This window comes from Arthrobacter sp. THG-b23, assembly GCF_059091265.1.
In genome coordinates this window covers 457560-471409 of record NZ_JBNHGM010000002.1, presented here as the reverse complement: position 1 = coordinate 471409, position 13850 = coordinate 457560, and the positions used below count along the sequence as shown (strand labels likewise).

The 13850-nt window shown below is 69.0% G+C and carries 13 protein-coding genes; 4 read left to right on the top strand and 9 right to left on the bottom strand.

Features of this window, described 5'->3' with window-relative positions; all coding sequences use genetic code 11:
• Position 1: 1 nt before the first annotated feature.
• Positions 2–805, bottom strand: a complete 804-nt coding sequence (locus AC5RVD_RS05845; protein ID WP_494111056.1) for an exodeoxyribonuclease III — start codon at positions 803–805, stop codon at positions 2–4.
• Between the two features lie 148 nt (positions 806–953).
• Here AC5RVD_RS05845 and AC5RVD_RS05840 point away from each other — a divergent pair, with 148 nt between their 5' ends.
• A complete protein-coding gene (locus AC5RVD_RS05840) occupies positions 954–1556 on the top strand; it encodes a uracil-DNA glycosylase (RefSeq protein WP_494126347.1) in 603 nt (200 codons plus the stop codon).
• 146 nt (positions 1557–1702) lie between these two features.
• On the opposite strand, the gene nadE is transcribed toward AC5RVD_RS05840, so the two are convergent.
• The 8 genes from nadE to AC5RVD_RS05800 form a co-directional block, all read right to left on the bottom strand.
• Positions 1703–2527, bottom strand: a complete 825-nt coding sequence (nadE, locus tag AC5RVD_RS05835; RefSeq protein ID WP_494111058.1) for an NAD(+) synthase — start codon at positions 2525–2527, stop codon at positions 1703–1705.
• Between the two features lie 348 nt (positions 2528–2875).
• Entirely contained in the window at positions 2876–3871 is a 996-nt protein-coding gene (locus AC5RVD_RS05830; RefSeq protein WP_494111059.1) for a sugar phosphate isomerase/epimerase family protein, read from the bottom strand.
• Positions 3861–5054: a Gfo/Idh/MocA family protein gene (locus AC5RVD_RS05825; protein WP_494126346.1), complete on the bottom strand. Its 1194-nt coding sequence runs from the start codon at positions 5052–5054 to the stop codon at positions 3861–3863. The genes AC5RVD_RS05830 and AC5RVD_RS05825 overlap by 11 nt, the downstream gene beginning before the upstream one ends.
• A gap of 86 nt (positions 5055–5140) precedes the next feature.
• Positions 5141–5989: a sugar phosphate isomerase/epimerase family protein gene (locus tag AC5RVD_RS05820; protein ID WP_494126345.1), complete on the bottom strand. Its 849-nt coding sequence runs from the start codon at positions 5987–5989 to the stop codon at positions 5141–5143.
• A 205-nt stretch (positions 5990–6194) separates the two neighbouring features.
• Entirely contained in the window at positions 6195–7430 is a 1236-nt protein-coding gene (locus AC5RVD_RS05815) for a substrate-binding domain-containing protein (protein WP_494111062.1), read from the bottom strand.
• Between the two features lies 1 nt (position 7431).
• On the bottom strand, positions 7432–8538 hold the full coding sequence (locus AC5RVD_RS05810; RefSeq protein ID WP_494126344.1) for an ABC transporter permease: 1107 nt from the start codon (positions 8536–8538) through the stop codon (positions 7432–7434).
• Positions 8535–9584 carry an ABC transporter permease gene (locus AC5RVD_RS05805; protein WP_494126343.1) on the bottom strand — a complete coding sequence of 350 codons (1050 nt, stop codon included), beginning with the start codon at positions 9582–9584 and terminating at the stop codon, positions 8535–8537. The genes AC5RVD_RS05810 and AC5RVD_RS05805 overlap by 4 nt, the downstream gene beginning before the upstream one ends.
• The gene (locus AC5RVD_RS05800; RefSeq protein WP_494126342.1) at positions 9581–11305 is read right to left on the bottom strand and encodes a sugar ABC transporter ATP-binding protein; all 1725 of its coding nucleotides are present in this window, start codon (positions 11303–11305) and stop codon (positions 9581–9583) included. The genes AC5RVD_RS05805 and AC5RVD_RS05800 overlap by 4 nt, the downstream gene beginning before the upstream one ends.
• 125 nt (positions 11306–11430) lie before the next feature.
• Between AC5RVD_RS05800 and AC5RVD_RS05795 the strand changes: the two genes are divergently transcribed.
• The 3 genes from AC5RVD_RS05795 (at position 11431) to pyrE (ending at position 13848) form a co-directional block, all read left to right on the top strand.
• Complete coding sequence (locus tag AC5RVD_RS05795) at positions 11431–12633, top strand: ROK family transcriptional regulator (RefSeq protein ID WP_494126341.1); 1203 nt, start codon at positions 11431–11433, stop codon at positions 12631–12633.
• Positions 12634–12728: 95 nt separating this feature from the next.
• Complete coding sequence (locus tag AC5RVD_RS05790; RefSeq protein WP_494126340.1) at positions 12729–13151, top strand: hypothetical protein; 423 nt, start codon at positions 12729–12731, stop codon at positions 13149–13151.
• Positions 13152–13269: 118 nt separating this feature from the next.
• Positions 13270–13848 carry an orotate phosphoribosyltransferase gene (gene pyrE, locus AC5RVD_RS05785; RefSeq protein WP_494126339.1) on the top strand — a complete coding sequence of 193 codons (579 nt, stop codon included), beginning with the start codon at positions 13270–13272 and terminating at the stop codon, positions 13846–13848.
• The last annotated feature ends 2 nt before the right edge of the window (positions 13849–13850 follow it).

Here is a 13850-nt window from a genome sequence, read left to right as displayed (position 1 = left end):
CTCAGTCCAGCTCCGCGATGACCGGAGCGTGGTCCGAGGCGCCCTTGCCCTTGCGCTCTTCGCGGTCGATCATCGCACCGGTGACCCGCCCGGCCAGCGCCGGGGAGGCCAGGATGAAGTCGATGCGCATGCCTTCCTTCTTGGGGAAGCGCAGCTGCGTGTAGTCCCAGTAGGTGTAGACGCCGGGCCCGGGCGTGTACGGGCGGACGACGTCGACGAATCCGGCTTCTTCGAACGCACGGAAGGCGGCCCGCTCGGGTTCGGTCACGTGCGTGGCGTTCTGCGCGCGGAACCAGTCGATGTCCCAGACGTCGTCGTCCGTCGGGGCGATGTTCCAGTCGCCCATGAGCGCGACGTTGAGCGTCGGGTCCTCCTGGACCCAGCCGGCGGCCTCCTCCTTGAGGGCCTTGAGCCAATTCAGCTTGTAGGGCATGTGCGGATCGTTGACCGCCCGGCCGTTGGGCACATACAGGCTCCACACCCGCACGCCGCCGCAGGTTGCCCCGATCGCGCGGGCCTCGGCGGCGGTGCTGTCCTCCGACTTGCCGAAGTGCGGCTGGCCGTCAAAGGTCCGGACCACGTCATCCAGGCCCACGCGGGAGGCGATGGCCACGCCGTTCCACTGGTTCAGGCCGAAGTGCGCCACCTCGTAACCGTTCTTCTCGAACAGGTCCCACGGGAAGTTCTCATCCTTGGCCTTGGTCTCCTGAATGGCCAGCACGTCCACGTCGGAGCGCTGCAGCCAGGACTCAACGCGGTCGGCGCGGGCACGGATCGAGTTCACATTCCAGGTAGCAATCTTCACAACAGCTACGTTACCCAACGGCGGCAGGCTGTGCTCGCCGCTCGGGCCGGCTGGGCTCGCCGTTCGGGGCGACCGGGCTCGCCGCTCAGGGCGGCTGGCTCGCCGTCCGACCTCCAACGGCGTTGTGGCTTCGGGGTATGTTGGACAGATGTTTGCTGATAAGCCGCAGTCTTTAGCAGATCCACTCGAACGGCAGCGGCGGCAAGCCATGCTGCAATCCGAGCCGTCCATACAGAAGCTTGAGGAATGGCGGGACGCCTACGCGCCGACCCGCACGGAGCCCGTCCCGCATTTTGACCCGGCGGATGCAGGCGTCGAGGCGCGGGTGCTCTTTCTGCTCGATAGTCCCGGGAGCCAAACGGTCACGGCAGAGGGGCCTGGATTCGTTTCAGTAGACAACGCCGACCAAGCGGCCGAGCGGTGCTGGAACGAACGCCGGGAAGCGGGGCTGCACGAGGGGGTTCTCCTCTGGAATACGGTGCCGTTTTTCCTCGACGGCGCCGAACCGACGCCCGTCCAGACAATCGCCGGGGTCAAGGCACTGAAGTCCGTCCTGGGGCTGCTGCCCCGTCTCCAAGCCGTCGTGCTGTGCGGGACCTTCACCAAGACCCAGTGGGCGAAGCACATGGGCGCGTTCACCCGCCCGACCGTCATCAAGGCGCCCAGCCCCGGCGGCAGGGCGATGATCAGCAGGAAGAACCAAGAAGAGTTCCGGAAGGCCGTGATGCGGGCGAAGAGCCTGGTCGGCTGACGGTTCAGCGGGCCGGCTGCGCTTGGCCGGGTGACGGTTCAGCGGGCAGGCTGCGCTTTACCTGGCCGGCTGACGGGTCAGCGGGTGCCCGGGCCGACGGTGTCAAAGGCTTTGGCCAGCAGTGCTCCGCCGCGTGACGGTTCGGCCTAGCCCCGCCACCATTTGTCGAGGATTGACACCGGGGTGGTCCGCTTGTGCCGGGTCATCAGGTAGCGCTGCTCGATCTTTTCGGCGACCTCGTCGGGGATCGCGCGTCCCTCAAGGTAGTCGTCGATGTGGTCGTAGCTGATCCCCAGTTCGTCCTCGTCGGTGCGGCCGGGCGTGGTGTCCAGCAGGTCTGCCGTCGGCACCTTGTGCGCCACCTGGTCGCTGGCACCAAGGTGCTCCAAGAGCTGTCGGTTTTGGCGCTTGTTGAGCCCGAACAGGGGCAGCACGTCGGCCGCCCCGTCGCCGAACTTGGTGAAGAAGCCGGTGACCGACTCGGCGCCGTGGTCCGTGCCCAGCACCAGGTAGTTGTGCTGGCCGGCCAGCGCGTACTGGGCCATCATCCGAGCCCGGGCCTTGATGTTGCCCTTGTTGAAGTCGGTGATCTCCTCGCCGGTCGTCGTCGTGAATTCGGCTTCGAAGCCGTCGACCGCCGACTTGATGTTGAACGTCCACGAGGTTTTCGGCCGGATGAAATCCATGGCTGCCTGCGCGTCGGCTTCATCGTGCTGGACCCCGTAGGGCAGGCGCACCGCGACGAAGTTGGCTTCGACGCCTTCTGCTTTGAGTTCGTCGACCGCCAGTTGGGCCAGCTTGCCGGCGAGGCTGGAGTCGACGCCGCCGCTGATGCCCAGCACAAAGCCTTTGGAGCCGCTGGTCTTGAGGTAGTCCTTCAAAAATCCGACGCGCCGTGCGACTTCCTGCGACGGGTCGATGGAGGGCTGGACGCCCAGTTCGTCAATGATCGTGGCCTGGAGTTCGCGCATGGCCACAGCCTACTAAAGGTCCTGGCCAGCTGCAGAGAATCCGGCGGGCAGGTCAGCGCGGCTTAAGCCAGAGGCCCCGGTTGTCCTTGTTTTGGGCGGCCGTTCGGCATCGCCGCAGGTCAGGGCCGCACGTCCCTCCAAAACATGGACAATTCCTGTTGAACCTGGACAGCCAGCGTGTTCGGGAGGCAGGGGGCTGGCAGCAGGCAGGGAGCACTTTCGCTCCCACTTCTTGGATACGCTTCCGGCATCGCCGCAGGTCAGCGGCTTGCGGGGTTCTTAGACGTGGGAAGTTAGGCCCATATCTGGGAGCGAACGGGTCGGCCACGGTGCCACCCCGCGCCGCCCCTACTGCTTGAATGCGGCGTCGAAGGAGGACTGCGGCGGATCGAAGTCGAACCGCTTGAGGAACCGGAGGGCTTCCGGCGCGCCCTGCAACCGGTCCATGCCGGCGTCTTCCCACTCCACCGAGATCGGCCCGTCGTACCCGATGGCCGCCAGGGCGCGGAAGCTGGCCTCCCACGGCACGTCGCCGCGCCCTGTGGAGACGAAGTCCCAGCCGCGCCGCGGGTCGCCCCACGGCAGGTGGGACCCCAACCGCGTGTTGCGCCCGGTGATGCGCAGCTTCGTGTCCTTGCAGTCCACGTGGTAGATCCGGTCCTTGAAGTCCCAGATCAGCGACACCGGGTCGATGTCCTGCCACATCATGTGGCTGGGATCCCAGTTGATGCCGAACGCCTCGCGGTGCCCCAGGGCCTCCAGCGCCCGCACCGTCGACCAGTAGTCGTACGCGATCTCGGAGGGGTGGATCTCGTGCGCGAACCGCACCCCGCACTCGTCGAACACGTCCAGGATGGGGTTCCACCGGTCGGCGAAGTCCCGGTAGCCGGCGTCGATCACGTCGGCGGAAACCGGCGGAAACATTGCCACGTACTGCCAGATCGAGGACCCGGTGAATCCCACCACGGTCTTCACCCCGAGCCGCTGTGCCAGCCGCGCGGTGTGCTTCATCTCCTCGGCCGCCCGCGTCCGCACGCCCTCCGGCTCGCCGTCACCCCACACGCGTGCCCCGACTATCGCCTGGTGGCGGAAGTCGATCGGGTCGTCGCACACCGCCTGGCCCCTCAGATGGTTGGAGATCGCCCACACCCGCAACCCGTAGCGCTCCAGAATGCCGAGCCGGTCGGCGATGTAGTCGTCGTCGTCCCAGCGCCACGCGTCCAGGTGGTCCCCGGACACCGCGATCTCCAGGCCGTCGTAGCCCCAGCCCGCGGCCAGTTCCGCCACCTTCTCCAGGGGCAGGTCCGCCCACTGGCCGGTAAACAACGTGAAATTACGTGCCATCGGTTGCTCCTGCGTAGTCGGCGCGGGTGTCGGTTTCTGAAAGGACGACGGCGGCGCCCGCCTGCGCGGCGCTGCGCACGATGGCGTCCAGCACCTTTTGCACCGCCAGGCCGTCCTCGAAGCTTGGGCTGGGCGCCCGGCCGGTTGCCACCGCGGCCAGGAAATCGGCGGCCTGGCTGGTAAAGGTATGGTCCCAGCCGAGCACATGACCGGGCGGCCACCAGGCCTGCAGGTAGGGGTGCGTCTCCTCGGTGACCAAGATTTTCGCCGCGCCCGCGAGCCCCGGCGGGGCACCGGCGTCGTAATAGGAGAGCTCGTTGAGCCGCTCCAGGTCGAAGGCCAGATGCCCGGCGGACCCATAGACCTCGATCCGCAGCGCGTTCTTGCGGCCCGCGGCCATCCGGCTGACCTCCATGCTGGCCACCGCGCCGGAGTCGAGCCGCAGGGTGGCCCACGCGGCGTCGTCGACCGTCACCGGTTCGGGCCCGCCCGGTCCCTGCCGGGTTTCGACGAACGTGTTGAGCGTCGCGGAGACCGACGTGACCCGCGCGCCGAGCAGGAAGTGGATCTGGTCCACCGCGTGCGAAGCCAGGTCGCCGAGCGCCCCGGAGCCGGCGGTCTCCCGGCGCAACCGCCAGGTCATCGGGGCGGAGTCGTCCGCCAACCAGTCCTGCAGGTAGGCGACGCGCACCTGCCGCACGGCGCCGATCCTGCCCTCGGCGATCACTTGACGCGCCAGGGCCAACGCCGGCACCCGCCGGTAGTTGAAGCCGACCATCGAGCGGACGCCGGCCGCTCCGGCGGCGCGGGCCGCGGCCGCCATGCGCTCGGCTTCGGCCACCGAGTTGGCCAGCGGCTTCTCCACCAGCACGTGCTTGCCCGCCTCCAGCGCGGCCACGGCCAGGTCGGCATGCAGGTGGCCCGGGGTGCAGATGTCCACGATCTGCACGTCGCCGCGCTCGAGCACGGCACGCCAGTCCGTGGAACCCTCCGCCCAGCCGTACCGGGCCGCGTCCGTGGCCACCCCGTCGGCATTCCGGCCGACCAGGACCCGCCGGGCCACGGCGGGCCCACCGGGATAGAACGCGGACACGTTGCGCCAGGCATTGGAGTGCGCCTTGCCCATGAAGGCATGCCCCAGCACCGCCACCCCCAGCGGCGGCGACTCCGGATTGGCGGTCATCGTCTTCTCCTTCGTGCTCGTCGGTCGGTGGTGCGGCGGGATGGGCTGCGGTCCGGGTCCGGGCTGCACCCGGACGCGGGAACGGGCTAGAGGCTGCGCAGGAATGCCAGCCCGTCCGCTGCCAGTTGATCCTGGCTCGGCGCCAGCGGCCGCCAGATCGATGCGGCGGTCGCGATGGCCGCGTTGTCCGCGGTGAAACTCTCGATGTTCAGCGGGCCGGCGTAGCCCACGTCGTCCAGCGCCTTGACCAGCGCCGGCCAGTCGGTCTGGTCGCCGCCCGGCGCCCCGCGGTCGTTGCCGCACACCTGCAGGTGGACCAGGTGCTCACCGGCGGCGCGGATGGCGGCGGCGCTGGAGCGTTCTTCGATGTTCAGGTGGTAGCTGTCCAGCGCAAGCCCCACCCCGTGGCCGAGCAGCGGTCCCAGCGCGTCGAGCGCCTGGTCCACGGTGTTGACCAGCGAGGTCTCGTACCGGTTGAGCGGCTCAATTCCCAGTACCACGCCGGCCGCCTCGGCTTGGGCGGCCAGCGGCGCCAGGTTCTCCCGCAGCTGGCGGTACGCTTCGGCGCGGTCTTCGGCGTCGATCCGCCACACCCGCCCCGTGCTCGAGTAGAACGGACCGCACACCGCCGGGGCGCCGACGTCGTGTGCCAGGCCGATGCAGGCCGCCAGATAGTCCTGGGTGGCCTGCACCGACCCGGCGTCGGCCAGGACCAATTCGCGGCCGGGTGCCATGGCGCCCACGATGTAGGGCTTCAAGCCCGTGGCCGCGAGGGCGTCCCGGGCGGTGCCGGCGGTGAAGTCGCCGACGTTCTCCAGCGGCAGTTCGACGCCGTCAAAGCCCATGCCGGCGATCTTCGCCAGCAGCCCGGGCAGCTCGGCGTCGCGCAACGGCGACTGCCACACCCAGGTGTTGACGCCGATCGGCCGGTCCATTGATCCTTCTCCTTTGTCTGCGGCTGCTGGTGGGGACATCGTCCGGTTGCCGCCGGACGCTGTCGCGCCGGCCCGTACGGGGTCCCGCGGAATCTGGCGGGCCGCGCCATCGGTGCCCGGCTCGCGCCGGGCTCCCGCCGGATGTCCGAACCGGCAGTTGCGGGCCGGCCGGGCACCCTCCCCGGGCCCGGCCGGCCCGCAAGTTCTACGGAATCTGGCGTTGCTGCCAGACCTCCGGGTAGCCCGGCAGGTCCTCGCCGCCGAACTTGGCGTAGTGGCCGTCCGGCATGCCGTCGTTGCGTTCCAGCCAGTCGTCCAGCTCGTCGGCCGGGATCGGAACCTGCGGCAGCACCCACTCGGCCGGGATTTCCTCGCCGGCGAAGATCTTCTGCACGGCCAGCAGCGGCGTGCGCCACTGGAAGTTGGAGTAGACCGGAGCCAGCGCGTCGATGCCGGTGTCCTTCCACTTGCGCAGGAAGCTCAGCTCGTCCTCGCCGGTCATGACCGGCAGGTCCTTGCCAGCGTCCTCGAACGCCTCGATCGCAGCCACCGCGCCGTCGCCGGCATCCATCCAGACACCCTGGACATCGCCGGTCGCGAGCTCGTCGGAGATGATCTTCTTGATCTCGGTCGGGTCGGCGCCGGTGAAGTAATCGGTGGCTTCGATGCCGTTCTCCTCAAAGATCTTCTCCGCCGCCGCCCAGCGCTGCTCCAGCACATCCACGCCGGGCAGGATGCGCAGTGCCACTACCTTGTCGCCTTCCTGCAGTCGTTCGCTCAGGAAGTTGGCGGTGTCGATGCCCCAGGCGAATCCGCCGATCGGGTGGATGAACGTGGTGGCGCAGTCGGTTTCCACGCCGCGGTCGAACACCACAACGGGCTTGCCGGTCTCGCAGGCGCGCTCAACCGCCGGCGTCAGCGCCGCGGTAGCGTTCGGCGAGATGATGAACGCGTCGCAGTCGCCTTCACTGATGAAGTAATCGATGTCGGCAATCTGGGTGTTCGAGTCGTCCTGCGCGTCGCGGGTTTCCATCTCGGAAATCACGCCCTCGTCCTGCAGCACCTGCAGCTGCTGGTTCATGGTGATCCAGCCGGTCTGCCGCCACGGGTTGGAGATCGACGCGTTGGCGAAGCAGACCTTCTTGGCGCCCTCGGAGGCGAAGTCGGCGGTGTCGGTCATCTCGCCGTCGATGTACTGAAGCCACGGCTGCTCCGGGTCGCCCTCGAATTCCGCCGTCCGCTGTTCGAACTGTTCGTCGTAGACGGCCTGGTCGAACCATTCCGTGGAGGCCTCGGTGGTTTCCGCCGGTGACGGGCTGGCCGCGCCGCCGGGGCCGCCGGTCTCCTCGGTGATTGACGGATCGGTGGTGCAGCCGGTCATGGCCATTAACGACGCGGCCGCTGTGAGCGCGACCGCGGTACTTAGACGCTTTCCCGTCATGTCAGTTCCCTCCCTTGTCGGTGCCCTCAGCGGGCTCTGGTGCCGCGATGATGTGTTGTTCGGAATGCGCGGCCGCAGAGCCCCCGCGCCGCTTGCGCTGCCAGGACTGCGCGGCGGCAGCAACAGCGACGATGATGATGGCGCCTTGCACGGTGTCCCGCCAGGTGGACGCCACGCCCAGGAAGTTCAGCAGCGTGAACAGCAACTCCAGGGCGAACGCGCCGGCTGCGGCCGAGAGCACCCAGCCGCGGCCGCCGCCCAGCACCACCCCTCCCAGCACGACGGCGGTGATCGCCGTGAACTCGTAGCCTTGCCCCACCGACGGATGGACCCCGGCATAGCCGACGAGCAGGATTCCCGAGACGGTGGCGGCGAGCGACGAAAGCATGAAGGCACGCGTGCGCACCCACCAGACCCGGGCGCCGGTCAGGGCTGCGGCCACGTCGTTGTCGCCGACGGCGACCAGCGTGCGCCCGTAGGGCCGGCGCATCATCCAGACGGCGAGCACGGCGACGGCCGCCAGGATGATGACCGGATAGGGGATGACCTCCAGCACCGGCACGTTTTCGATGCCGCCGCGGCCGATTTGCCGGAAGCTGTCCGCCGGGTTGCCCTGCGCGGCGCCGCCGGTCCAGTTGAGCACCAGGCCCAGCAGCGCCAGCATCATGCCCAGGGTGACAATGAAGCTGGGGACCTTGAGCAAGGTGGTGACCAGGCCGTTGATCAGCCCGATGACCGCCCCGAGGACGAACATCAGCGCCAGCACGGGGATGACCTTGGCGTCGTCCTGGCCGATCAGGTTGCCGGCCACGATCACCTGCATGGTCACTACCGATCCCATGGACAGATCGAACTCGCCGGAAACGATTACGAAGTACTGCCCGATGGCGGCGATCGCAATCGGCGCGGTCCGGCCGATGAAGCGGATGAAGGACCCGGGCTCGCCGAACGACGGGTTCAGGATGATGATGGCGACCAGTAGCGCGGCCAGGAGCACGAAGATGCCGCCGCCGGGAGTCCGCAGGCCGCGCAGGAAGCGTTGGCCGAGGCCGGCCCGGTTCTGCTGCAGGACCCTGCCGCCGGCCTCCGAGTCCAGAACTGTGCTCATGCCTGCGCCTCCTGCTGTTGGCCGCCGTGCCCGTAGCGCGGCGGCCGGGCGACGATGGTGCGGCGGGCATAGACGGCGACGGCGACCACGATCACCACGCCGCGGACCACGTCCTTCAGGAACGGGTTGATCTGGAGCACGGACATGATGTTGTCCAGCATCGCGAAGATCAGCACGCCGCCCAGGGTCCCTGTCACGGAGCCCTTGCCGCCGGCCAGCAGGGTCCCGCCCAGAACGACGGCGGCGATCGAGAGCAGGTCATAGCCGCCTTGCGAGCCCACGGTTGGGCTGCCGACGCCCAGCCGGCTGGCCAGCAGCAGTCCGGCCATACCGGAGAGAGTGGAGCAGATGACGTGCGCGGTGATCACCGCGCCCGGCACGCGGATGCCGGACATCCGGGCCACGTTGCTGTCACCGCCGACGGCGTAGATGTGGTGGCCCATGCGGGTGCGGTGCAGCATCAGCAGCACGAGGGCGGCGCAGGCGAGCATGATGAGCGTGGAGATCGGCACCGGCCCTATGCCGGTGGCGCCGATCAGCCGGAAGGAGAACGGGGTCTGGCCGAAACTGCCCTTGTAGTTGGTGCCCAGATAGCCGCTGATCAGCAGGCCCATGCCGAGCGTGGCGATGAAGCCGTGCACCTTGAGGCCGGCGACAATCAGTCCGTTGGCCAGGCCGATGACGGCGGAGACACCCAGTGCCAGCAGCACGGCGGCCGGCACGTTTTCGCCCCGGTTGGCCATCACCCCGGCCGCTATCAGGCTGGCCAGGCTGGTCACGTAGGGCACCGAGAGATCCAGGCTGCCGACCAGAATCACCAGGGTCTGGCCGATGGCGATGAAGCCCAGCACGCTGGTGCCGGTCAAAATGGCGGAGATGTTGCCCGGGCTGAAGAAGTTCCGGCCGGCCGTGGCCACCAAAATGCTGCCGGCGATCAGTGTCAGCAGGGCCACCAGGTACACGATCTGGGTGGAGGTCAGCCGCGCGAAGAAGCCGCCGCCCGCCCGTGCCCGCCTGGTTCGGGCCGGGGTTCGCGTGGTCGTCATGGTGTCCCTCCCGTGGTGCCGCGGTCCTCCGCGAGGTGCGACCCGCCGTCCTGCCCGGCGTCCGCAAGCCGGGCGCCGCCGTCGTTGCCTGCTTCCGCGCGACGATCCCCGCCGTCGCTCCCTGTGCCCGGAAGTGGGGCACCGCCGTCGTTATCCGGAGCCGGCGGCGGGCCGTCGGAGTCCGCGCCCGGGACCCGCGCGCCGGTGGCCAGCCGCAGGATTTCCTCCTCGGTGGCGCCGGCCGGCAGCTCGCCGGCAATCTGTCCGTCGCGCATCACCAGGATCCGGTCGGACATCCCGATCACCTCCGGCAGCTCGCTGGAAACCATCAGGACGCCCTTCCCCTCGGCCGCCAGCTGGCGCATCAGCCGGTACACCGCCACCTTGGCCCCGACGTCGATGCCCCGGGTCGGTTCGTCCAGCAGCACCACACCCGGGGACACCGCCAGCCACTTGGCCAAAACGATCTTCTGCTGGTTGCCGCCGGAGAGGTACTGCACCTCCTGATCCAGGTCCCGGGCGACGACCTCCAGCGCGCTGAACGAGCCGGCGACGGCGCGTCGCACCGTGGCGGTTCGCTTGGGGAACACGGCGCGGACCACGCCCAGCGCGTTGTCCAGCAGGGACTGGTTGAGGCTCAGGCCCTGCGCCTTGCGGTCCTCGGTGATCAGCGCGACGCCGTGCCGCACCGCCTGGCGGGGAGAATGCGGACGGATCGGACGGCCGCCCAGCTGCATGCTGCCGCGGTTGAACGGGGCGGCGCCGAAGATCGCCTGCAGCAGTTCGGTGCGGCCGGAGCCTTGCAGGCCGGCGATGCCGACAATCTCGCCGGGCATAAGGCGCAGGCTGATGCCGTCCAGCTGGTCGTTGCCGGCGTCGGCGAGTTCGAGCAACGGGGCTTTCGTGTCGGAGCCTGGCGCCGCGGGCGCGGCCGGGAGCTTGTCCGGGAAATAGGCGGAGATGGGGCGGCCTACCATCATCCGCACCAGCGAGGCATCGTCGAGTTCGGCGGCGGGTTTGGTTCCCACAATCCGCCCGTCCTTGAGCACGGTGATGGTCTGGCAGAGGTCGAAAACTTCGCGCAGCCGGTGCGAGACGTAGAGGATGCCGGCGCCGCGTTCGGCCAGCCTCCGCACGATCCCATACAACAGGGACACTTCCGGCCCGGACAACGCGGCGGTCGGCTCGTCCATGGAAATGATCCTGGCGTCGTAGCTGACGGCCTTGGCGATTTCGACGATCTGCTGCTCGGCCACGGAGAGCGACCGGACCAGCGCCGTGGGACGGATGGAGCCGATGCCCAGCGACTCCAGCAGTTCCGCGGTGGCGGCGTTCATCTTGGCCCGGTTGACCAGCAGGCCCTTGCGGGGCTCGCGGCCCAGGTAGATGTTCTCCGCCACCGTGCGGTCCGGCAGCAGGTTGAATTCCTGGAAGACAGAGGACAGGCCGGCTTCGTGCGCCTGGGTGGGATGGCTGAACTGGACGCTTTGGCCGTCCAGCAGCACCGTTCCCGAGTCGCGCTGGTACACGCCCGCCAGAATCTTCATCAGGGTCGACTTTCCGGCCCCGTTTTCCCCGACGACGCCGTGGACCTCGCCGGCGTGCAGCGTCAGTGACGCGTCCTGCAGCACGGGATTGCCGAAGAAGCTCTTGGTCAGGCCGCGGACCTCGAGTACGGGTTTCCCCCGTCCGGCGCCGCTGTCGGCCACAGTGTTGCTCATCTGCTCCACCCACTCACTGTGGCACGGGTCACATAGTTTTGTCGAGAGTCAGGCAAAAGTTGTTTGAACACGAATTGTTAGTTTCGCTAGAGACAAACAGAAGTGGTGCGTGCTGTACTGAAAGCGTGTTGAAGTCCGATGTCGCCCCGCCGCAACGCCTGGCCACCCAGCCGGCCGCCGGAGCAAGCGAGGTATTCCAACTGCTGCGCGACGGCCAGCCGCGCACCCGGGCAGAGCTGGCGCAGTTGACCGGCCTGGCGAGGTCCACGGTGACCGCCCGGGTGGACTCGTTGATGCGGCTGGGGCTTATTGCCCCCATTGGGGGAGCGACCTCCACCGGCGGAAGGCCGCCGTCGTTGTTCGCGCTCAACCCGGCCGCCCGCCTGGTGATCGGCGCAGACCTCGGCGCCACGCACGCCCGGGTCGTCGTTGCCGACCTCTCCGGCGATGTGCTGGCCGAGGAGCGCACCGAGCTGAGCATCGCCAACGGCCCGGACATCGTGCTGGGTTGGTTGACCGACGCCGTGGCGCGGCTGCTGAAGGACGCCGGACGGAGTGCGGCGGACCTGGGCGCGTTCGGCATCGGACTGCCGGGACCGGTCGAACATGACACGGGTCGGCCGATCAATCCGCCGATCATGCCCGGCTGGGACCGGGTGGACGTCCCCGCACTCGTGCAGCAGCATTTCGCCGTGCCGGTCTTGGTGGACAACGACGTCAACATCATGGCGCTGGGCGAGCAGGCCATGGCCTGGCCCGACACCGCCGACCTGATGCTGATTAAGGTGGCCACGGGGATCGGGGCCGGCATCATTTCCTCCGGGCAGCTGCAGCGCGGCGCCCAGGGAACCGCCGGGGACCTGGGGCATGTGCGCGTGCCCCGGGGCGACGACGTGGTGTGCCGGTGCGGGAACACCGGCTGCCTCGAGGCGCTCGCCGGCGGGCCGGCGCTGGCGGCCGTGCTCTCGGCCCAGGGGAAGAAGGCCGAGAGCAGCCAGGACGTGATCGATCTGGTCCGCGCCGGCGACCCGCAGGCGATTCAGGCGGTGCGCCAGGCCGGCCGGGACATTGGCGACGTGCTGGCCACCTGCGTGAACCTGGTCAACCCGTCAGTCATCGTGATCGGCGGGCGGCTGGCGCAGGCCGGCGAGCACCTGTTGGCCGGGATCCGGGAAGTGGTCTACCGGCGCTCGCTGCCGCTGGCGACCGAGCATCTGCGGATCGCCCCGTCCGTGGCCGGGCAGCGCGCCGGCGTGCTGGGGGCGGTGGCGCTGGCGATCGGGCACGTGCTCTCGCCCGAAGCGATTGAAGCGGCCGCGTCCGCCTGACTGCGAAGTTATCGCTTCGTAACGGGGTGGGCCTCCCGGCCGCGTGCCTCCGCGGCTAGCGTGAGACAACACGTCTATCGAGGGGGCGGGGCGCCATGCGCACACTGACCACATTGGCGGCCGGTGCCGCCGTCCTGCTGGCACTCGCGGGCTGCGGGGGTTCGAAGTCCGGAATTGGCGCGCTGGCGGCCCCCGCCGGCCCGGACGACAAGCTGGCGGGCGGGGCCGAGGTCCTGCGTGTGGCGCCGGGCAGTGTCCGGGCGTTGGCGGAAGAGGGCGACTTCGCTTTCTATGCTGCCGTCCCGGACAACCCGGCCGACCGCGGCGTGTGCGTGATCATCGTGGATGTGGAGGCTTCCGGGGCGTCAAGCAGTTGCGGCGGTACTGGGCGGGATCCGGTTGAACTCGGCACGTCCGGGGCGTGGGCCAAGCTGGTCCAGGACAACTTCGACGCCGGCAAAGACCTCGCCGAGGGCTGGGAGCAGCTGCACCCGAACCTGCTGGTCCGCGGGCTCTAGCCGGCTCAGGCGCCTTCCGGCGGCGTCCGGCGGCGTCGGGTCTGGGGCCCCGCCCGGGGACCGCAAGACCTGTCATGGATTCCCGGTGCGGCGGGGGCAACCCCATAGACTAAGAGCCATGACCCAGACTCCTGCGGCCGATCCAGCGGCCGACCGCGCCCGCCTGCTCGAACTGATTAAGGAACTGGCCGTAGTGCGCGGCAAGGTCACTCTCTCCAGCGGTGCCGAAGCCGACTACTACATCGACCTGCGCCGGGTCACCCTGCACCATGAGGCGTCGCGCCTGGTCGGCAGGGTCGTGCTGGCGATGCTCGACGAGGCCGGCATCGAGTTCGAGGCCGCCGGCGGCCTGACCATGGGGGCCGATCCGGTGGGGACGGCACTGATGCACGCCGCCGGAGACGGCGGACGGGCCGTTGACGCCTTCGTCGTGCGCAAGGCGCAGAAGTCCTACGGCATGGGCCGCCAGGTGGAGGGTCCGGAGGTAAAGGATCGCCCCGTCGTCGTGCTGGAGGATACTTCCACTACCGGCGGCTCCGCGCTGACCGCGGTGGAAGGCGTGCGCCAGGCCGGCGGGCAGGTCAAGGCGGTGGCCGTCATTGTGGACCGCGACACCGGCGCGAAGGAACGCATCGAGGCCGAAGCCGGCGTGCCGTACCTCTTCGCTTTCGGCAAGGACGAACTGGAGCTGGATTAGCC